A 21460-nucleotide genomic window follows, 5' to 3' on the forward strand; every position below is an offset into this window, starting at 1 on the left:
GCTTTGTAGGTCAACTGTCTGTCGTTGTTCTACCCCCGCATCTGCTTTCGAGGGGGAGGATCAATTCGTCTTCTTGTCGTTCAAATTCGGTTCCGAACGGTTTCGATAGTTCGCGTATTCGGTCGCGACTCCAATCTGCAGCCGTCGATCCCGCTCTGTGGACGGCACAATCACGAATCTCTATCGGGAGCAGTCGGAGCGCACGGAGCGACCCCTCTCGGTCGGTTTGAAGTTCGAACAAAAATCCTCGGTCATTCCCTAGGTCATCATCAACCGCGTAGTCATCGACGAAGTCACCGACGTCGTATAGAATTGGACAGCCTTCGTGGATCTCAATACCCTGAAAGATGTGAGCACTGTGTCCGTGAACGAGGTCAACGCCCCGTTCGATCAACCAGTGACCAACGGCCCGGAACGCATCTGGTGGCTTGGTTACCATATTTGGTCCCCAGTGTAGCGACGCAACGAGAAGATCCGGTTCTGCGCTCTGTGCCGCGGTGAGTGCTTCACCGAGGATTTTTCGACATGGCTCGTTTTCGAGGTCGAACACAGTGTGGGAAATACCGGGCGTATCAGAATCTGCGGCGTATTCTGGGGTGTTGTCAGTGAACGAGATGACAGCGACGTTCATGCCTTCGATGAAAACATGAGACGGTTCCCGTGCCGCTCTCATCGTTCGCCCTCCTCCCGGGCTGGCGATGTCTCCACGATCGAGATGATCGAGCGTATCACAGAGCGCTCTCACGCCGTAATCGAGCGCGTGGTTGTTAGCGAGCGACGCACAATCGACACCTGCCCGTTCGAGTGCTGGTATGGCCCACGTCGGATTGGCACGGAAATGAAACGGTCGATACGTCCGTCGCCACGGCTGCCCGCGTGTCGAAAGACAGCATTCGAGATTGATAAACAGTCCATCGAGCGACTGCAATCGGCCAAGAAGGTCCCCCCACACTGCATCAGCGGATCGAGACTGCTGTCGTCGATCGACCTGTCGTCCCAACATAACGTCCCCCGTGAAACCGAACCGGACTGTCGAGGACATACTCGTTAGTTGCAGACTGTGGGCCGTAACAGTTTCCACGACATTGTTTCACAGAGCAAATGAACCGATCGACTGGGTCGCTCTCGGAATTCGAGCAGCGGAACCGACTCCGACGCTCTACCCTGGTGTTCTACTCTGGTGTGGCGGTCGGTAGGGCTCGTCGGCCGCGTGGTGGGAGCAGGTAGTTCCCACGGTGGGTGACGTTCATGTACTGGAGAATTCCGTTGTTCGTTCGTTGCCCGACAGCCGCCTGTGAAGAAACATCGCTTCCATTCATCGCCTCGCGCGTTTTCACGAAGTCACCAATCGCGCGCTGGAGCGACACGAAATGTAGCTTCGCGGTTTCATCGTCTGTCGAATCGAAATCTCGACGGAGAATGATTGGTGAGTCGTTTTCGCGTGCTCGTGCAGATTTTTGTGAGTGACCGACGACGCCGTATTCTCGGGCGTGTTCTTTGGTATGAGCCGGACAATCTGATAGTTTGCTTGAATTGCCGAGATTCTCGCCGGTTCCTTCGACGAGTTCTTTTTCCGCGTGGACCGGACAGAACATCGTTGCCACGCGGTGATAGCGGCTATCCTGTTCGTACCACTGCTGAAGATGGAGTCGAATCGTTGAGATGTGCTGGGTCGAACCACCGGCAAACGGACCGTTTTGAATCGTTACACGATCTTCACTAGCCTGATTCTTGGTAAAACTCGATTTGAAACCCATATACAGGGGCGAATCTTCGGGGACGGGCTCCGAGTCCGGAATTCCATTGACATCCTGGTTCGAAGCGGGTAATCCCTTGCCGACAAATCCCGTCCGTCGGTCAACTGTCTCAAAAACAGAAGACAACGTCGTCTGCATTTCGACACCGTTGAGCACGTCTTTTTCGCCGAACAGCGCTTCTTCGGCGGCGAGAACGACGGATCCGTAATCGCTGGCAAGATGAATCACGGCGTCCGGTCGATCCAACTTAGGATCCTCGAACGATGCCAATGCCTTCGGATTCGGAAGATCGACCGATTCCGGAAGCGAGTCGTCGAATCGATCGAAATACGCCGGTGAGTAACTTACGGTGAATAGCAGCCCTTCGTGGCTCCGAGGATACGCCCGATCGAGCGTCCGGAGGGTCCGTTCGACCAACGTACGGTCATTGGCGGTTGGCTGACCATCATTTGTGTACTTCAGATGCAGTAATACGCGGTGCTTGGGTGGAACGTGGTTACCGTACTTATCAGTTGCGAGTGAACTGTTCCACGAATGCTGGCGTTTCGGCAGTGTCGCGGGGTCTGGCCCGTTCGGGAGATTCGGTGTCTGCTCGTGATCGAGACAAGCAGATAGGGCAGACGCACCGCCAATCGCAACAGCCGCTTTCACGAATTCGCGCCGTGAGACAGCACGATTCGGATTCCCCTCCATGCCGACGGCGTATGGGATCCAGAAGAAAGCCGTTTCTGGTACGAGCCTCGAACGACACTATCAAAATGCTCTGACTGGTCTCATTACGAGAACGATCCTGCTGTTACCGTTCAGACTCACCGAACGATCAGTTCAGACGATTGCAAAAACGTCTCATGGTGCGCATCGACTAAATCGATCGCCGACAAATCGACAATAATAATATGCGCTTGGTTCAGCTGACGATTCCACAGGACAAACGAGCCGTCGTCATCGATACTCTCGAACAGCGCAATCTCGAATTCACATTGGTTGCTGAAACGTCTGGACGCGGTGAACAGCTGGTTGTGTCTGTCCCAGTTGAAACAGGCAATGTCGAGGAATTTCTGGATATCCTTGATGAAATCGGCATCAGTCGAAATGGATATGCAATCATCACTGATGTCGAAGCGACGCTTTCTCAATCTAATGATAGAACAACACCGAATTCCAACAAAGACGATTCTTTCGAAAACGACCGAATCTCGCGGGAAGAACTCCAAGCACGAGCAACAGAGATGGCAGCGTTCACGCCGAGCTACATATTTTTCACAGTTGTGAGTGCTATCGTAGCAAGTGCAGGATTGCTTACCGACAGCGCTGCTGTTGTCGTGGGGAGTATGGTCATTGCACCGCTTCTCGGGCCAGCAGTTGGAGCGAGTGTCGGGAGTATTGTCAATGACGACGATCTGTTCCGAGAGAGTGTACAATCTCAACTACTCGGTCTCGGGCTTGCTGTGATCAGTGGGACCATTTTCGCGTACGCGGTCAAGCTCACAGTGATGCCGAATGTGGACATACGTTCGCTATCTGAAGTTGCCTCCCGCATCAATCCCGGAGCATTATCTTTGGTCATTGCACTCGGGTCTGGTGCTGCCGGGGCGTTCTCGCTCAGCACTGGTGCTAGTACGCCGTTGGTCGGTGTCATGATTGCGGCGGCCTTAATCCCGCCTGCTGCCGCACTCGGGCTTGGTATCGCCTACTGGCAGCCCGTCTTAATCGTCAGCGTCACTATTCTGTTACTCGTAAACGTTCTCTCGATCAATTTCGCTAGCCTCGGTATTCTTTGGATGCGGGGATACCGACCGAGTCACTGGTTCGAGGAACGGATAGCCAAAAAAGCGACAGTAAAGCGACTCGGAGTGTTACTCATCGGCATTCTCATTCTGTCTTCGTTCCTCATTGCAACGACAGTCGATATGAATCGGAATGCCGAGTTCGAGAGTACTGTCGAAGGGATTGCTGCCGAAAGCGACGCTCGGATCCTTTCGATCTCGATTTCATACGAAACTCAGTTGTTTTCCAGACAACCAGACGTCGTTACAATTCACGCAGCGACGGAGTCCGATCAGATAGCCGATCAACTCTCCGATCGTATTAGTGCCGAAACGTCGTCTGATGTCTCTGTTGTCGTCATTAGAGAATCCGTAGAATTCTCCTAAACGCCTCTGTCTCTAAAATGGGAATAGCTCTGTTGATTCTCATCCAATGGACTACTCGCTAAGCAGGCCGTGACAGGAACTAGTTGTGATCTTTCATTCAGAACGTGATATCGAGGTCGAATTTTACATATTATTTAGATAGTTATATTTATACCTTCGATATTAATTTACTGATAGAATGGGTTTGGATCGATACTCTCCACGGGACATCGATCAGAGAAAACAATGACTGACACAATGACGAAGTCGAGCGGTCAGCGCCAGTACGATCACCAAACATCATCCGAATTTATCGACAGAGAATCCATAGAATGTCCGGAATGTGGGGGATCCACTGTTCGTCATGATCACGAACGAGGGGAGCGCTGTTGTAATGAATGTGGGCTTGTGATTGAGGGAGCAATGCTCGACACAGGCCCCGAGTGGCGAGCGTTCGATGCAACCGAGCGCCAGCAGAAATCCCGTGTCGGTGCGCCTGTCACACGGACGCTCCACGATAAGGGGTTGACAACAGCTATTGGATGGCAAAATAAGGATGGGAACGGCCGAATGCTTTCCACAAAGCAACAAAAGAAGATGCATCGACTTCGTACGTGGCACGAACGGAGTCGCACCGCGAACAACAGGGAGCGAAATCTCCAGTTCGCACTCTCAGAAATAGACCGCATGGCCAGTGCCCTCGGCGTTCCAAAATCGATGCGTGAAATAGCGTCTGTGTTGTACCGGCGCGCGCTGAACGAGGATCTCATTCGGGGACGCTCCATTGAGGGCATCGCTACCGCGATGCTCTATGTGGCCTGTCGTCAGGAGGGATTTCCCCGAAGCCTCGACGAACTGACCGAGGTGTCGCGTGTCGATCGTTCGGAGATTGCCCGGACGTATCGATACGTCGCGCGCGAACTTGCGTTAGCGTTGGAACCCGCCGATCCGAGACAGTATATTCCTCGTTTTTGCTCTGCACTTGAACTTCCTAAAGCGGTTCAATCGAAAGCCATCGAGATCTGTACCACCACTGCCGAGGAAGGACTTCTGTCCGGGAAATCCCCAACAGGATACGCTGCAGCAGCTATCTACACTGCTTCACATCTCTGTGATGAGGAGACGACACAGAGCGATATCGCCAGCGTTGCTCAAGTAACAGAAGTCACTATCCGAAAGCGGTACCACGAACAGATCGATGCGATTGGTCTCTCGATAGACGTTTGAGTTACTCCGGTGGCAACCAGAAGGTGCTGTCTGCAGGCCGAATTGATTGGTTGCCTCCGCGATTCCAACGCCTATTCTTGTGCGATCCGGGTAATCTTTCGTGATCCACACTCCGAGCACTGTTCGTATTGCTCACTGAAGCGCATGCCACAGTCCTCGCATTGATAGACTTCGTACTCTTCGGCCGCTTCCTTTGCATCAGTTTTGAATTGTTCGACCTGACGGCCGAGTTTCCGAAACAGACCCATTATAGTTCCGACGAATGGATGCCAGCACAATAAGTGTTCGTCGTCACCAACGTAGTGTCGATTCGTGCCAACAAAAGAGTTTTCGCCTGGTCCAGACGACTCCGTGGATGCAGTCTGTCCGAAAATCCACCCACAGCCTTGATTGGAGGTACTTACAGAAGGTGCGCCACTGAACCACGGGTCCAGCAGCTGTTTTCAAGCAAGTCTGAAAGAATAAATATTCACACGTGTCGCCGTAGGGCGACAGTGCTTACCTTAGACGCGAACGACGTTTTTCGCGCGCGGGCCTTTCTCTGCCTGTTCGATGTCGAATTCGATCTCTGTTCCCTCCTCAAGGTCGGGGCCGCCGACGTCTTCCATGTGGAAGAACACGTCCTCGTCCGCATCCTCAGTGGAAATGAAACCGTAACCGCCAGTGTCGTTGAAGAAATCAACCGTACCGTTTGCCATTACGAACAACCGTTAGACTCAGATACGGATAACGCTTTGGATGTGACTTTGTTCAGAGATTATATTAATTTCTGCAGATATGTGGGGGTAAATGTCGGTGCGGTCACCCACACAGTAAATATAGATATTACTACACTAATTGTGAAATACTTTATAATAGATAGTATCTTCATGGTTAGAAGTAGATGTTACTCGTTTTCTTTGAAGATCAGGATATCTTTGATGAGAACATTGTGCCCACGTCGAAGACGTTCTGAGAGGGCCTGATGAGAGATATCGAGTTCTGTGGCGAGTTCGCTCAGCGTAATGCGGCGTGGAACATCGAAATATCCCTGCTCATAGGCCTCGGTCAATGTTTTGTACTGCGCGTCGGTGAGACCGATCCTCGGGCTTGGGGGATGCGGTGGATCGGGATCAAGATGACGGACGTGAGTAATCTCGAACGTAAGACCGTGGTCCTGACAAAACTCGTTCGTACTGGAAAGAGCGTCCCGATTCGGAAAAAGAACCCGAAGGTTCCAGCCATCCTTGGAGCCCACAGCATCAAGAACTAGTGCCATAGCATTCGTAAGCATATCAAGTACGAGTCGTACGTTGGTCGTCCAACGCATCTCGTAGAGCCAGCGCTCCTCATCACCGATCAATAGTCTGTCATCGGTGACTGTTGAGTCCTCTGCTACCGCGTTTTCAAAGACAGTTGGCGTCGTCTCACGAACCCAGATGAGGGGCATAACCGTGTTATTGGGACCCGCAACGATACGCTCACCTTCAACGATCACCTGAGAGAGCCCTTGAAGCGTCTCTGTGAGCGCAAACTCCTCAACAGGGATGTTCGCGTGGATGAGCGTCGACATAGACGTTGTTGTCGGTGAATGTACATTAGTGTCGCGGCTACGTAATCAAACAGGAATGTATGTGTACTCATCTAGAGTCAGCTTGGGTGAAATATCTATTACATATTATAGAGTTTGAGGTGATATGATACGAGATCTCACTGTATGGTGACTCGTTATTCTATGGTATCTCTGTAATACGGATATACATCTCAGATTACTCAAACAAGAACATGGGAAGAGTGACCAGCCCTTCCCGAACCGCTGACCACGAAAATGCAGGAATGCCTGAATGGTAGACACGCGGGCAAACCCCAAATGGGTCCCTGCGCCCGCTACTGTGATTCACCTTGGTTTGTCCTGGAATTTCCTCCCGGTGCGCTCTTGCGCTACATTGCTATCCTCTATCTCCACCACTAAAAACGTTACTAATTATGTTAATGCAAACTCTGATGGGTTCGAAATATTGGATGTGTCTCATTCGTGAGATGCTATTTATTGATGAATGTGATATATTGGAATGAACTATCGGCTTGGATATTCCAATGAGCAGCCCTATGAGAGTTCAACTCACCCAAACTGGGATATACGGTTACGGACCGTCTGCTGTCAGGAGCTTCTGTGCGAATTACTCAGTAGATCTCGATTCGCGGGCTTTGAACACAGATTCGAGTACGGTAGCGGCGGCCCTACTGTCCTCGATATCTGCTCGTGCACACCGCAGAGACGGTTTCCAGCCTGTCGAGTACACCACGAGTGTTTCATCCGTGAGTGCCCAGTGCTCAAACGTCGACCACGGTCTGAAACGGCGCCAAAGTTGGTCCTCGACGACGAGTCCGGCATCCATAACGCGGATCGTTCGAGTGTTCGTTGCAGCGATGGCCAGTGGTATCGTGAGAGATGCGAGTGCGTACGCCGATATGGCCCATTCGATGCCGAATTGTGTACTGAGTACTATCCCTGCGAAGCCGATGATGTTCGCTATGACGGTGGTTCCGATAATTATTCGCCGCCATCGTTGCGGCCAGCGTCGTGCTTCCCACCGTGCACGCTCTTCTGTACCAACGAGTTGAGAATTTGCGTACTGTCTATGGCTCATCATAAGTAAAACAACTCCAGCCAACAGCCCACTGATTGCACCAATAAACGCTAGAAACACCGCCAGTGTAGACAACTCTGAATCGATAGCACTCAGAGCAACGCCGAATACTACAGGAGTCCACGTTAACGGAACAACGACGAGAAGCCAAATCGTGTCGTTTCGACCGAGCTGGATTGCTAGGTTCGGTATTTGATAAACGACTCTGCCAGCAGTGATCGTCACAAGCGCTGTGCTACCGATAAAACTGACACAGCGGAGTGCTGTGTTCGTGATGTCTGTCGAGAGAGCAAGGATAATTAGCGGTGTGAGGAGAGTGTTGATGTAGAAACCAGTGATGTATGCGTATATTCTATTAAAATGTGGGTCATCCGACGCCTTTGTTGTAAGTAGAATGTTGAGGACCATACAGGTTCATATTTGGCAAATGTAATACTATCTTCGGAATGGTAACCAATCACAATGTATGACTGTGCGGGTGAGTAAGTTCTTGCTCGGAAGGTTCGTTTCCTATATAGTACTATTTTGAATGATCAATATGTGCAAGTCATACTTCGAACGTTACCCCACAATGGTTCTTTGTCAGTCATTACTATCCCAATAATGGTGAATTTGGCGTACGAAGGTAGAATCATTGGGTAACTACTGTCTATTACTGTCTCTATACGGTCGATACAATCGTTGTGGTATTGTTCGTAGTCGGTCTATTAGGAGTTCTACCGACCCTTCGGTGTGGCATGGTTACGTTACTATCATCAGATGAGTTAGCATTTATGATCGCTATATCGTCGTCTCACTAACTCACTCCCGGAAAGAGCCACGTAATTGAGGAACCACCGTCGCATCGATCTGCGAATATGGTCGTGTGATACTTTCTGCACTAATTTGATGGACTATGGTATGCTCTAATATTGGTAGCCGTCTCATTTTTCCTATTATTACTCTGTGACTCTGAGATAATTGGTCAATCTCGCTTCTGAGCACTCTACTGTCTGCAGATAAAACTTTGATGGCATTAAATATAAGATATGAAATAAAAATATGGATATCACTGTATCCATACCATTCTAAGCCGGCTTACAAGATTTGAATAATAATTTATAGTATAGTTGATGGGGTATACATAATCGAAGTACTGGTGTCAATGGCAGTGATATAGATCGTTCATTCACTGCTAGATACATCTAAACGAATTAACGATGTCTACATTTTGTTTCCTTTCCGTTTCTCTGTTGGCTTTTTTACAGAAGTTATTGACATACAATTAAATACAGATCTGTTATTTCCAATCCTAAGATTTAATAGTCAAAAATAAAAGCGTAAACAATGACGCTGTTGTCGTAAGGAATCCGTTATGCAACACGAGACCAACGGTGAAGCTCTTAGACTATATTTGTAACCCAATCAAATCACGATACGCCATAAAACATTTTCTTTTTGAAACTTCACAGTCAGACTTAAAGATGTTCATTTCCATGTACAAATGTGGAAACTAGCTGGTCTGCTGTAAATAAAAATCCTGATATTACTTAGTCACTATCGTGGAATGGAATCGTTATTATCCAATTTCAATATATAGTTGAAAACTTTCATAATTTATGATCTGGTATCTATACGAACTTCTCCCCGTGCGAATCAAATCGGCTCTAACTGAGAAAACCTTCAAAGCTACGAATACAAATATCACACCGACAACGGAATTCGGCCCAACTGCGGTCTGGCCCGTTACAATCGTACTGCTGAAATGGTTAATGACAGATCCCCTTTACCTAGACGTCGAATGGACAGCAGATTCAGTCCGAACGACTAGACATACACGAGTAGCCACCCACACAAAACGATCTCCGACACGAAGCAACTCTGCTCTCGTGAGCTCGACGAATGATCAATCATCTGGCATCTAATGTAGTAACGGACAGCACTATTGGTATTTTAGGTTGACTTCGATCACGTTCGCTGTCCGCAAAACGAGATTGGGAATCTCTTCTTCAAACCGTGCATCCTGTATCCCACTTTTTGGGCCAGAGACGCTCACTGCCCCCATAACCTCGTTATTGTTGTCCAGCAGTGGGGCTCCGACACAACGCACACCACGAATTCGCTCTTCGTCGTCTGTCGCAAACCCACGCTCGCGGATCACATCCAGCTCTTCAAATAGTGCTTTCTCGTCCGTGATCGTATTTTCGGTGACTTCTGGAAGTCCGTGGTGCTCGATGAATTCGTCAACCTCTTCGGTTGGGAGTGTCGAAAGAATTGCCTTTCCGGCAGCGGTGGTCTGCAGTCCGACTCGTTTTCCAACGTATGTGTCTAATCGGAATGCATCTTCGCCTTCGACTTTTGCGAAGAAGACACCCTTACCAAACTCAGGGATCATGAGGTTCGCGTGTTCTCCCGTCTTGCGAGCGATTTTCCGCAACTCCGGTTGTGCGGTTTGGTATAGATTATTATTTCTTCGACAGTAACCGCCGATCCGAAGAAATCGAGTCCCGAGGCTGTATCCATCACGATTGCTAGTAACGAATTCGTACTGTTGTAACGTCTGAAGATGGTCAAACACAGTGCTCGTAGGTGTATCTAAATGATCAGCAATCTCGGAAACGCCTGCAGTATCGAGTTCTTGGAGCGCCTCAATCACCCGAATCGTCGTTCGCGTGGTTTGTACCGGTGCAGTGGATTCACCCATAGTCCAATCACGAATCACATTGAGACAACATAAATCTTTCCGGCACAGCCGGATCGATGTCATCACCCGAAGAATGTAATACATTTTGCCTTACTAACATGGAAACTAGTAAAACAAGAACTAAGGCACCCTCCGTAGTACCCGCTTTCATGCCAGAGTTAGAGATAACTGGGATAGAGTCGTATATCGTTGCAAATCCGTGGAAACCGTGGGTATTCGTGCGAGTAGAAACCAACGAGGGAGTTCACGGGCTGTCCGAGGCGACAACGCATGGGAAGCCTCGGACTGTTGTCGCTGCAATTGAGGAGATGCGTGATTACTTCATCGGTGCGGATCCGTTCGACACCGAACGCCTCTTTCTCGAAATGTACCGCGACGAGTGGTTTTCGAAGAACGTAATCAACACCACAGTCATCAGCGCTATCGACGTTGCCTGTTGGGACATCAAGGGCAAAGTTCTCGACCGGCCATTGTACGAGTTGCTGGGAGGGGCGGTACAGGGGACCGAGCTGCGAGCGTACGCCAACGGTTGGTATAAGGATGCTCAGGAAGGGCCTGAAGCGTTTGCTGAGGCAGCAGAACGTGTTGTTAGCGATGGTTACGACGCTCTCAAATTCGATCCGTTCGGCCACGCATGGGAACGAATGCAACGTTCTGAGTTCAACCGAGCGATCGATACGATTCGAGCGGTTCGTGAGGCCGTTGGGCCAGATATCGATCTCCTCATCGAGGGGCACGGCCGGTTCACTTCCGATGTTGCCGTTGAGATCGCACACGAGATGGCTCAGTTTGATCCAACGTGGTTCGAAGAGCCGTGTCCCCCAGACAGTATCGAAAGTCTCGGAACTGTCTCACGAAAGTCACCAGTCCCGATTGCAACCGGTGAACGACTGATGAGTAAGTATGAATTCAGTGCATTACTCGAAACCACCGAAATCGGGATCATTCAGCCAGACCTTGCCAACACTGGTGGCGTCACCGAAGGAAAGAAAATCGCTGCCATGGCTGAAGCAAAGCACGTGAATTTCGCTCCGCACAACCCACAAGGCCCTGTCGCAACCGCGATCTGCGCACACGTCTGTGCGAGCACTCCCAACTTCATGATTCAGGAAGTCTTTGAGGACTACGATGTCGACTGGAAGGGTGAACTGCTCCGTGATCCAATCACCATCGAAGACGGACGCCTGTCAGTTCCGGAAGGCCCCGGTCTCGGTGTCGAGCTGAATATAGCTGCGGTCGAAGAACACGAGTACACCGAAGACGCTGTCCACACGATCAACCTCTTCGAGAAAGGCTGGGAGTCTCGTTCGTTGGGTGGGGGCGACTGAACAGAGTGCTATCAGATCAGACTGACCAACGATCGGCTCGATAACAAGCGGCCATGTGGTTGCTTCAGTGGTTAATTGTCCTTTCATCGAACACAATTCATCGGTCGATTCCGACGACACCGGAACTACACACGATCTCTCGAATACTGCGGTTTTTCAACGGTATGGCCTATACCAACCATACTGCAAAATCAACCGTGGTCACGCAAGCCAGTAACGACGTGTTCATCTCCAATCTGGACAGGTTCACTCATGACTCCGAAGCTCATCGAGCCGTTGGATACGTATCTAAACGATTCAAAACTCACATCACCAAACTACGACTTCGATGGTCGCTTCGATATTTTCGCTCGCTCGCACGGGAAGTGGAACAGAACGATCTACGGATAGCTGTGGGATTGAGTATCATGACTCTCACGATCCGCGAGGATGCTCTCGAGAAACACGCCAAAGCGTCTCGGAAACAGCATAGCGAGGATATTCTGTCTCCTTTCTCCCAAGGCTACGAAAATCACGACCATTGTCAACGGACTCCACATCGAGGGAGTGCCGTACAGAGCAGTAGCGGCTATCGACGCTGCTGATCGAGCAGTGGGATAAGTCCATGCATCACATCTCAACTGTTATTTCCACGTCGGAATCTCCAATAGTGGAGTTCAGTTACTGATCACGTAGGTTCAAGTTCCCTCCCATCCAACACCAATCGGATGCCGACCCATACGCTACGGAAGCGACTCCAAGACGGAGAGACGTCAGTTGGAACGATTCAGGTCGTTGATTCGCCACAAGTTTCAGAAGCAATCGGCGTTGCCGGAATGGATTTTGTGATATTTGATCAGGAACACGGTCCGCTCACAGCGGAAACATCGTTAGCGATGGCTGCGGCCGCGCAGGTCGGTGGTGCTGAACCAATTGTTCGGGTTCGAACGAACGCCGAGCACGAGATTCAGCGTGCACTTGACATCGGATCAGCTGGTGTAATGATACCGCAGGTCGAGACACAAGCCGACGCGAAAGCCGCAGTCAACGCTGCTCGGTTCGCTCCACTCGGTGAGCGTGGACTCTCACAGTACGTTCGCGCTGGTGAGTACGCTGGCATGAATGAATACACGAAACGACAAAACGAAGAAACTACCCTCATCGTTCAAATTGAGGGTGAACGTGGCGTTGAGAACGTGCAAGAGATCGTCGCGGTCGAGGGGATCGATGTCATTTTCCTCGGCCCGTACGACATCTCTTCGTCGCTAGGTATCCCTGGACAGGTTCACGACAGCGAGGTACGGGAGCTCATGGCCGAAGTGTGTGATGTAGCGGCGAACTCTGAAACGATCGTTGGAACGTTCGCAGATGACACGGAGATGGCCCAGCAGTGGATTGAGGCGGGCGCACAGTTCGTCGCTATCGGCGTCGCTGCTGCTCACCTGACGTGGCAACTCGAATCGGTCGTTGATGCAATCGATCGATAACAAATGACGTCCTGAGCCGTATCCGAACCACCGTTGGCCGAAAAAACCACGGGCCGATCGGACACTGGTTAGTAAATTGTCACGAATCGGAGTACAACACAGCGTTCGACGATCATTCCTTGAGCGCACCCTGAGTGAGTCCGCTTACGATTCGTTCCTGAGCGACCAACACGATAGCTGCCATCGGGAGTACGCCAACGAGGCTCGCTGCAGCCATCAGATTATAGGCATACAATCGCGATCTTGAAGACGTAAAGATACCAAACGACACGGGTGCCCAATGCTCGACGGTGCCATCTACCACCTGATACGAGAAGACAAACTCGTTGTAGACGATGATGAACGTCAGGATCCCTGCGGTTGCGACCCCGGGAACAGATAGTGGAATAATGATACGGAACAGTGCACCGATTCGCGTCGATCCCTTGATGAGTATGGCATCCTCTCGTCCAGCGGGGATCTGGCTGTAGAACGTTGAGTGGCTGAAGATGATCAGTTGGAGAGCTTCGTCGGGAAATCCGCTGGCAACGGGTTCGGTTGCTCGCATGACTGGGATAGATCCACGTATGCGTGGCTGGCAGATGCCTCCCGAATTCCATCCATAATTTCGAGGACGTGATATCCCAGTTCACCATTCGCTCGCTGTTTCCAATCAGTCCGGATTGAGTAAGCCATATCTGCGACACCGATGCCTCTGTTCTCATCTGTGTGCCCATGCGTGATTGGGACCGTTTCCCACTCTCCGTCTGCCATATCGTCACGGTGGACGGTCACAGGGCCACTGAACTGATTGGGATCTGGGACGCGAAGCGTTCCCTTCGTACCGTACACTTCGAACGTACCGGAGAGATCCGTCTCCGAGACGTCAAAACTCATTAGCAGCGTTCCGATCGCACCGCTCTCGAACTCCAGCGTTGCGGACTCATGAGTCGGTACCTCGACGTCGATCGTTGTTCCACTTTTTGGCTGACTCGTAATCGTCCGTTGGGAGAATGTCTGTCTCGTGGTCCCCGAGACACTCTCAACCGATCCCATTAGAAACACAAGCGCGGTCAGATAGTACGGGCCCATATCGAATAGTGGGCCGCCACCGTCCTTGTAGTACAGCTCTGGACTCGGATGCCAGTGTTCGTGACCTGACGAGGCCCAGACAGCGGTGGCACCGACTGGTTTGCCGATCTGGCCGCTGTCGATCACATTCCGGCAGGTTTGGATTCCGCCACCGAGAAACGTATCGGGTGCAACTCCGACCGCGACTCCGTTCTCTGTTGCTCGGGAGAGTATCTCCGTTCCCTGTTCGGCCGACACCGCGAGTGGCTTCTCCGTGTAGACGTGCTTTCCAGCCTCGATACTTTGAAGCAAGACTTCCGAATGGACACTGGGTGGTGTCAGGTTGACTACGATGTCGATCTCTGGATCGTCAAGAACGTCTGTTATCTCACCGTACGTCGACACACCATACTCTTCGGCCTTCTCTCTGGCTTTCTCTGGAACGATATCAGCACACGCACCCACCTGAAGAATATCGAATCTGTCTTCTGCTTCAAAGTATACATCGCTGATAGTCCCGCAACCAACGATTCCAAGGCTGACTTGTTGCATGCTCAATCGCTCTCAACTCAGCAATATAAAACCATTCGTTCACATGATTTTCACCACTCATCAAACATCTGTCTCTCCATTTTGACGAATGAGAGAAGCCACTCGCTATCATTTTGACACATCATGAATACTGTGGAGACCGATATCAGCGACGATATTACCAGAAGTAGTCATGGAGCAGTCCCGTCCAGTATCAGTAACGCCGATAAGCAATGCGTGAATTACAGCGGTACATGCGTAACGGACGCTGTTGCTTCATTTGCATCGAATACGTGAACGAGACGACCCGCTCCGAACTGGGTCACCGTTGTCGTCTATACAGCATGGCAACAGGAGCGTTTTGCATGATAGAACAGAATCTATCATCGATGCCAGTTCGTCGATGGTCAGAGCGCTCTCCGGATGGTGTTGGTACTGTTCGGTCAGTGCACTCAAAGGATGGCGACGAACCAGTGATCGCCGGGGAAATCTCATATTAAATCTTTGTGGATTAAATAAATCGACAATCAACGAATTCAGTTGCTGTTGATTAAAACGACGAGGGCGACACAAACAGAACCCAAACAGATTGTTGGGTATTTTCGTTACAAAGAATACGCACCGTTAATCCTGTAGTAGTGGGTCTAAAAGACTGATTTTCCAAGACCTTCAATTTTCAAGTCCACAATCGGTCGTCAGATCTGTGACCAATCTGCTGTTGATTCCTGACCCGTCGAAACAATCCTCGGCTTCTAAAGTACGACAATTAACGATCTATGAGGTCGCTGAAATACGGAAGCTTCGAGGAGGATCGTCGCCGATATCGTTTACAAAATCACTTGTATTCGTCAATTTACAACGTCACGAACAGCAGATTCGGCGGACAGGGCAACGTTGCCACGATCGTGGACGCGCTGGAAGCCGAAATTCCGGATGCGCATCCGGTTCGTACTCCGTGGTACTTTCCGAGTCTCGGCGAATACGCATCGCTGCTCGAATCCAACGGGTTCGAAGTCACATATGCTCGGCTGTTCGACCGACCGACAACACTATCCGGTTATACCGGACTCGAACGCTAGCTCGAACAGTTTGCGGGCAGTTTCTTTGTGCCACTGTCTGTGGATGAGCAACGACGGATTACAAGCCGAGTCGAGAACCAACTCGACCCCTCGCTGTCTGATGGCGAACACTGGGTGGCGGACAACCGTCGTCTCCGGTTTGTTGTACAGCTGCCTGAGTAACTATGTGCGTTTCCATTCGTTTGTCTCTGCTATTCCCGAAGCGCCAGTGAGGCGTCCAGCTCGGCACTCGGGTGGCTTTCGATGAGATGGTACGCCACGATCGCCGCCGCAACGAACGAGAGGAGACTCCCAACAGCGAACGCGACGGAGTAGCTCATCACTGTAGCGATAGCCCCGAGAACGCTCGGACCGATCGCACCGCCCAATCCCCGAGCTGTTTGTCGGAACCCGATGAGCTCAGATTCACGCTCTTCAGGTGCAATATCGCCGATGAATGCGATCGTTCCGGTCATGAGCGCAGAGAAGCCCCCTGCAAGCAAGAGAAATCCGATAGCGACGACTGCAACGCGTCCAACGATGGAGGTCGGAACCGTCGCCATCGAGAGAACTGCTGCGTATAACCCGCTTCCGAATGCTCCACCGACGATGAGGGGCTTTCGGCCCATAATATCCGAGACGCGCCCGAGTACGTACATAAAGACGACCTGACAGATGGGGTTGATAGTGAGCAGGGCACCCATGAGAAATGTGGAGACGCCCACTCTCGCGACGAGATAAATTGGGAGTAATCCTCCCACGCCCAACACAGTCATGTTCCGGAGAAATACCGCAACGTACAACCATCGGATGCCGTTGCGGTGGAGGACATCAGTGTCACCCCCGACGAGTCGACTACGGATCTCAGCAAAGAGGACAGACCGCGACGGATCTCTATTTGTCGCTGTCGGCTCGTCGACGAACGCACAGGCAACGGCCACGAGGGCGCTCACTCCCGTCACGACGAGAAACACCCGATTGGGCGAGAGTGCGTCAATCAGAATTCCTGAGAAAAACTGACCGGCCATAAGTCCGACCGCAGTCGCGCTGTTGAAGAAACCGAGCGAGCGACCCCGCGTCGACGCTCCGCCGTGTTGATTTACGATCGTTAGCATGACAGGAAGAAATCCCGCAGCAAACACGGCAAACAACGCTCGAAATCCGATCATTGGTCCCACGCCGTTTACGAAGATCAATGGTGCGGTTCCGAGCGTTGCGAGGAGCGCTGTCCCCACGAGAACAGCTCGTCGCTTCCCAGTAATATCAGCGACCGACCCCCAAATTGGCGAGAAAATCATCAAAAATGCCCAGAACACCGTATAGACGAGACCAACAGCAAATGGGGAACCGTTCCGACCGATGTAGATGGACATCACCGTCCCCATGAGCATTACCGCAGCCTTATTCGCGATGGCTCCGACCCCGATAGCGACGCGCTGTCGTTTGCTTTCCACGATCTCGATTGGCCTCCGTCTCAGAGTCCGGAATGGGACGACAAAAGGCTGGTCTATCCGGAAGCCCTTTCGCGAAAACGGATAATCGAAATCGATGTGTATCTCGAAGCAGAAGAGTCACGATTGCTTTTTGTATTCTACTGATCACGATTACCTGCAGTGTTTTGATTCGTCGAATGCATCGAACCTGTGTATTTATGCCTATCCGTATCGAGCTATGGATCGTAACCGCTGGGACGATCGTTTCCCATCATTTGCATTTCCGTCACGAGAGCAACCAGATGGAGCGGATTTCGGTGGTCTGAGACGCGAGTTCGTCTCGGTATGGATGATCTTTGAGTATCACTATGACCTACAAAGCAGGCATCATCGGTGCGGGCGGTATCGCTGGGATGGGTATTCTTGGAATGCACGACGAAGATCAGATCGGCACAGAACGGATTCGCGCGAGTCACGCGGGTGGATACGAGGCGAACGATGACATCGAACTCATAGCAATCGCAGATGTCAATGCTGAAAAGCGAACCACGTTTGGTGACGCGTGGGACATCTCTCCCGATCGTCGGTACGAGGATCACAACGCGATGCTCGAATCAGAGGATTTGGATATTATCTCGGTCTGTACACCATCGCTGTTACACGCCGATCACGTCATTGCCGCAGCGAATTCGGAGGCCTCTCCAGACGTGATCTGGTGTGAGAAGCCGATCGCATCGTGCATCGCAGACGCCGAATCGATGATCGCTGTTTGTGAGGAGACTGATACAGAACTCGTCGTGAATCACTCGTTCCGGTTTACGAGCAAGCAACAGCGTCTCCGTGACTACATCCAGAACGATGAACTTCTTGGGGACGTTCAGGCGGTGACTGCACAGTTCCGGATGGAGCTACTGCGCAATTCGACCCACCTGATCGATACGCTGGTGCAGTTATTAGACACACGAGCGGCGCGCGTGAGTGGCTATCTCTCTGGAGAGAACGAGGCGGCCGAGTCACTCGACGTGACACGACGCGTCGATGACACCGGAGGTGGTGGGTTCATCGTCATGGAGGATGGCACGTTCGTCACTCTCGACTGTACGATTCCGCGGGAAAGCTCTTCGATGACGTACCAGTTCATCGGTTCAAGCGGGAAGCTCTATCTCAACAACGACGACGGAGAATGGCGATACTGGGCGCTTGAGGACGGAACACACGTCGAAACTCCGCTTTCGGATATCGACGGAGCATGGACGTGGGACGAGGATTACACCGAGTCGTTTGCAAACGCAACAGCACACATCGTAGAGATCCTGAATGGATCGGCCGAAAACCGTTCGAGCGGGCGGGAAGCCATTCGCTCGCTCGAAATCATCGTCGCGCTGTATCTCTCTCACGAAACCGGTGCGCACGTCTCGATGCCGCTCGCTCGGCCACTTCGGGAGATCGAAATAACTTCGTGGTAGCTCGTCAGTAGTTATCGGGAGCGATGATTTCGATCGGGTGTTGGACGCGAGGGCTCATCAGACTCTCCAACTGTTCGAGACAAGAGGTACCACTTGCGACGATAGGCCCATCGACATCGGTGAACTCCGATCGGAGATCGTCTCCAATATCGACGCTGAGGTCGTAGTACTCCTGTTTGTACCCGAACGAGCCAGCCATCCCACAGCACTCGACATCGGATGTCACGACCTCGTATCCAAGATCTTCGAAAACGGCTTCGGTGTACGTTTCAAGTCCCAGTGTTCGTTGCTGACAGTGGCTGTGATATGCAATGTGTTCACCACGAGAGAGCACGTCCTTGTCGGCCCCGTTAGCGAGGAGACCGTATACGTATTCGAGCATTTCGTAGCTCTGCTCTCGGAGCCGTTCGTGCTCTTTGGCTGGGAGCAATCGCTCGTAGTCTCGTTGGAACATGGCGAAGTCGCTCGGTTCGATCACTACCACGTCTCGTCCTTGATCGAGGTGCGAATCGAGCGTGTCGGCGACGCTGGTGGCGCGCGCTCGCGCTGTCGAGATCAGTCCCTGTGAGAGTGGTGCCCGCCCGCTTTCGGATACTGCTGGAATGTGAACCACGACTCCCAGCGATTCGAGCGTTCGGACGGCTGCTTTGCCGCGATCAGTGTGAACGTAGTTGGTGTAAACATCGGGGTAGAGGACGGCTTCTCGCCGTGGGTCTGCGATATCAGAGCCGCCGCGAGCGTCGAACCAATCGCGTAGTGTTTCGCGCTCGAATGACGGCAGCGACCGTCGTCGATCGACGCCCAACGTTCGCTCCAGCAACGCTTTCGTGGGACGAGCGTTCATCAGCCAGTTGGACACTGGTGCTGTCGCGCTGCCAATCTTTGCCAGCATCTCGAAATTTCCGAAGAGACGCTTTCTCGCGTCGATACTCCCTTCTTCGTCTGGTGTAAGTCCTTCGACGAGCCAGTCGAACTGATCATCACCTGCTTGGTTGATCCGGTCGCGAACAGCGGTGTTGATCCACGGAATATCGATCTTCACTGGGCAGTTGTTGACACAGCGCGAGCAACCGGTACAGAGATCGTTGAATTCAGCAGCCGTATCGAGTCCTTCAACACCGGCTTCCCACCCGGTGGCGATTCCACCCGAATACGTCTCGCCACCGAATGCGTGGCCACCAACGTGTTGGAAGTTCGCACACGAATTCGAGCAGGCACCACACCGGATGCAGTAGAGCGTCTCTTTCAGTTCTGGGTCATCTCGCATCGATAGTCGCCCGTTATCGATGAGCACGAGATGGAACGCTCGATCATTGCTGCTCTCCAATGTATCGTTCGTCTCGAAATCCAGTGTCGGTGTTCCGACTGGTGGCGTGAGTAGCGTCAAATACTGAGGGATATCCTGACCGGTCGCCGCTTTGGAGATGAGTTCGAAGAATGGTTCGAGGTCACCGACGGACGGAACCAACTTTTCGACGCCAGCGACCGCGACGTGCGTATCCGGTGTCACCGCGGACTTGCGTGCGTTTCCTTCGTTTGTCACGAGCGCGAGCGTTCCACTGTCTGCGGCGATGAAGTTTGCACCTGTGATTCCAATATCGGCCTCACAGATTCGCTCGCCCAGATATTCGCGCGCAAAGTCTGTTAGTTCTTCGGCGGTCTGGAGCGGCTCTTCGGGATCGAATCGAGTGTTGAACAGTTGAGCAATTTCGTCTCGAGATTTATGCAGCGACGGACCGACGATGTGCGAGGGTGTTTCATCGGCCACCTGCAGTACGAACTCTCCGAGATCAGTCTCCCAGACATCGGCACCGTTTTGCGAAAGACGTTCGTTGAGTTCGATCTCCTCGGTCGTCATCGACTTGCTCTTTACGACCGTGGCATCGCCAACGAGGTCAGCGACGTGCTCGCGCGCATCAGCAGCGTCTTCGGCGATGTAGACGCTCCCCCCGTTTGCTGTGACGGCGTCCTCGACTTGCTCAATTAGCTCTGGAAGGTGTTCGATCGCGTCCTCTTTGATCGCTCGCGCACGAGTACGCGCCTCTTCGTACTGATCAAAGTTCTCGGTAACCTCGTATTGCTGCCGATTGAAATGTGACGTGTTCTTCTGGACGGACTCGCCTTCGGTTTCGAGCAGCGTCCTGATCTGTTCTGCCGTCCGTCTGCGTGTCTCGACATCGCTCATCGGTCAGTCACCACGATGATGTGAACTTCTTTTGGACCGTGGACACCACGAACGAGCGCCCCCATATCGCCTGTAGCACTCGGACCGGTTGCAAACACGACAGAGTCGTGTCCGGCATCAATTTCTGTTTCGAGCCACTCGACCGCATCACTCATCCGTGGAACGATATCGCTCGCACAAAGTACAGCCACGTGACGTTCGGGGTAGAGACTGATCGGTTCGTCACCCGCTGTCCGTGATTGGATGGCAATCGTCCCATACTCAGCAATTCCGAGACCGGCGGGCGTCACACCTGTCTGGGCCTCCCGAATCTGCTCGGGTGATGGCTCTGTCGTAATATCCATCGATACTGAAATCCCATCCAGTGGGAACGATGCCCCGACTGCTGGCGGGACGACCGCGGCCGAGAGTGCCTGTTCGAACTCATCGGCCACCGTGCGAACAGTGCTCGTCTCGTGAGCATGCGCCGATCGTTCGAAGTCTTCGATTCGATCCGATGTCATGCTGTTCGGTA

20 protein-coding genes are annotated in these 21460 nt (G+C 52.0%); 8 read left to right on the plus strand and 12 right to left on the minus strand.

Annotated elements, in window-relative coordinates:
* Window positions 1-10: 10 nt before the first annotated feature.
* Together MW898_RS03960 and MW898_RS03965 are read right to left on the minus strand one after the other, a co-directional pair.
* On the minus strand, window positions 11-1042 hold the full coding sequence (locus tag MW898_RS03960; protein WP_248904740.1) for a CapA family protein: 1032 nt from the start codon (window positions 1040-1042) through the stop codon (window positions 11-13).
* Between the two features lie 130 nt (window positions 1043-1172).
* A complete protein-coding gene (locus tag MW898_RS03965) occupies window positions 1173-2450 on the minus strand; it encodes a twin-arginine translocation signal domain-containing protein (RefSeq protein WP_248904742.1) in 1278 nt (425 codons plus the stop codon).
* A 203-nt stretch (window positions 2451-2653) separates the two neighbouring features.
* Here MW898_RS03965 and MW898_RS03970 point away from each other — a divergent pair, with 203 nt between their 5' ends.
* Both MW898_RS03970 and MW898_RS03975 read left to right on the plus strand, forming a co-directional pair.
* The gene (locus tag MW898_RS03970) at window positions 2654-3910 is read left to right on the plus strand and encodes a TIGR00341 family protein (protein ID WP_248904744.1); all 1257 of its coding nucleotides are present in this window, start codon (window positions 2654-2656) and stop codon (window positions 3908-3910) included.
* A 237-nt stretch (window positions 3911-4147) separates the two neighbouring features.
* Window positions 4148-5116 carry a transcription initiation factor IIB gene (locus tag MW898_RS03975; protein ID WP_248909711.1) on the plus strand — a complete coding sequence of 323 codons (969 nt, stop codon included), beginning with the start codon at window positions 4148-4150 and terminating at the stop codon, window positions 5114-5116.
* A 71-nt stretch (window positions 5117-5187) separates the two neighbouring features.
* Here MW898_RS03975 and MW898_RS03980 read toward each other — a convergent pair whose 3' ends face one another.
* The 5 genes from MW898_RS03980 to MW898_RS04000 all read right to left on the minus strand — a co-directional run bounded on the left by MW898_RS03980 (window position 5188) and on the right by MW898_RS04000 (window position 10429).
* On the minus strand, window positions 5188-5364 hold the full coding sequence (locus tag MW898_RS03980) for a hypothetical protein (protein WP_248904747.1): 177 nt from the start codon (window positions 5362-5364) through the stop codon (window positions 5188-5190).
* A gap of 255 nt (window positions 5365-5619) precedes the next feature.
* Window positions 5620-5814, minus strand: coding sequence for a cold-shock protein (locus MW898_RS03985; protein ID WP_248904749.1), 195 nt, complete (start codon window positions 5812-5814; stop codon window positions 5620-5622).
* Between the two features lie 188 nt (window positions 5815-6002).
* Window positions 6003-6668, minus strand: coding sequence for a helix-turn-helix domain-containing protein (locus MW898_RS03990; protein WP_248904751.1), 666 nt, complete (start codon window positions 6666-6668; stop codon window positions 6003-6005).
* Window positions 6669-7275: 607 nt separating this feature from the next.
* The gene (locus MW898_RS03995) at window positions 7276-8154 is read right to left on the minus strand and encodes a hypothetical protein (RefSeq protein ID WP_248904752.1); all 879 of its coding nucleotides are present in this window, start codon (window positions 8152-8154) and stop codon (window positions 7276-7278) included.
* Window positions 8155-9667: 1513 nt separating this feature from the next.
* On the minus strand, window positions 9668-10429 hold the full coding sequence (locus tag MW898_RS04000) for an IclR family transcriptional regulator (RefSeq protein ID WP_248904754.1): 762 nt from the start codon (window positions 10427-10429) through the stop codon (window positions 9668-9670).
* A gap of 149 nt (window positions 10430-10578) precedes the next feature.
* Between MW898_RS04000 and MW898_RS04005 the strand changes: the two genes are divergently transcribed.
* The 4 genes from MW898_RS04005 to MW898_RS04020 all read left to right on the plus strand — a co-directional run bounded on the left by MW898_RS04005 (window position 10579) and on the right by MW898_RS04020 (window position 13223).
* Complete coding sequence (locus MW898_RS04005) at window positions 10579-11757, plus strand: mandelate racemase/muconate lactonizing enzyme family protein (protein WP_248904757.1); 1179 nt, start codon at window positions 10579-10581, stop codon at window positions 11755-11757.
* 252 nt (window positions 11758-12009) lie between these two features.
* Entirely contained in the window at window positions 12010-12147 is a 138-nt protein-coding gene (locus MW898_RS04010) for a hypothetical protein (protein WP_248904759.1), read from the plus strand.
* Window positions 12148-12186: 39 nt separating this feature from the next.
* Window positions 12187-12357 carry a hypothetical protein gene (locus MW898_RS04015; protein ID WP_248904762.1) on the plus strand — a complete coding sequence of 57 codons (171 nt, stop codon included), beginning with the start codon at window positions 12187-12189 and terminating at the stop codon, window positions 12355-12357.
* A gap of 107 nt (window positions 12358-12464) precedes the next feature.
* Window positions 12465-13223, plus strand: a complete 759-nt coding sequence (locus MW898_RS04020) for an HpcH/HpaI aldolase family protein (RefSeq protein ID WP_248904763.1) — start codon at window positions 12465-12467, stop codon at window positions 13221-13223.
* Between the two features lie 112 nt (window positions 13224-13335).
* On the opposite strand, the gene MW898_RS04025 is transcribed toward MW898_RS04020, so the two are convergent.
* Both MW898_RS04025 and MW898_RS04030 read right to left on the minus strand, forming a co-directional pair.
* The gene (locus MW898_RS04025; RefSeq protein WP_309242227.1) at window positions 13336-13770 is read right to left on the minus strand and encodes an ABC transporter permease subunit; all 435 of its coding nucleotides are present in this window, start codon (window positions 13768-13770) and stop codon (window positions 13336-13338) included.
* Complete coding sequence (locus MW898_RS04030) at window positions 13716-14825, minus strand: Gfo/Idh/MocA family protein (RefSeq protein ID WP_248904765.1); 1110 nt, start codon at window positions 14823-14825, stop codon at window positions 13716-13718. Before MW898_RS04030 ends, MW898_RS04025 begins: the two co-directional genes overlap by 55 nt.
* Window positions 14826-15580: 755 nt before the next feature.
* Between MW898_RS04030 and MW898_RS04035 the strand changes: the two genes are divergently transcribed.
* The gene (locus MW898_RS04035) at window positions 15581-15883 is read left to right on the plus strand and encodes a hypothetical protein (protein ID WP_248904767.1); all 303 of its coding nucleotides are present in this window, start codon (window positions 15581-15583) and stop codon (window positions 15881-15883) included.
* Window positions 15884-16074: 191 nt separating this feature from the next.
* Here MW898_RS04035 and MW898_RS04040 read toward each other — a convergent pair whose 3' ends face one another.
* Window positions 16075-17316 (minus strand): MFS transporter, encoded by a 1242-nt coding sequence (locus MW898_RS04040; protein WP_248904769.1) that lies wholly within the window; start codon window positions 17314-17316, stop codon window positions 16075-16077.
* Window positions 17317-17663: 347 nt separating this feature from the next.
* Here MW898_RS04040 and MW898_RS04045 point away from each other — a divergent pair, with 347 nt between their 5' ends.
* Window positions 17664-18761: a Gfo/Idh/MocA family protein gene (locus MW898_RS04045; protein ID WP_248904771.1), complete on the plus strand. Its 1098-nt coding sequence runs from the start codon at window positions 17664-17666 to the stop codon at window positions 18759-18761.
* A gap of 4 nt (window positions 18762-18765) precedes the next feature.
* Here the strand turns inward: MW898_RS04045 and MW898_RS04050 are convergent, their stop codons facing one another.
* Complete coding sequence (locus tag MW898_RS04050; protein ID WP_248904772.1) at window positions 18766-20946, minus strand: LUD domain-containing protein; 2181 nt, start codon at window positions 20944-20946, stop codon at window positions 18766-18768.
* A complete protein-coding gene (locus MW898_RS04055) occupies window positions 20943-21449 on the minus strand; it encodes an LUD domain-containing protein (RefSeq protein WP_248904773.1) in 507 nt (168 codons plus the stop codon). The genes MW898_RS04050 and MW898_RS04055 overlap by 4 nt, the downstream gene beginning before the upstream one ends.
* Between the last annotated feature and the right edge of the window lie 11 nt (window positions 21450-21460).

Source organism: Halocatena marina, from assembly GCF_023276375.1.
Taxonomy (GTDB): domain Archaea; phylum Halobacteriota; class Halobacteria; order Halobacteriales; family Haloarculaceae; genus Halocatena; species Halocatena marina.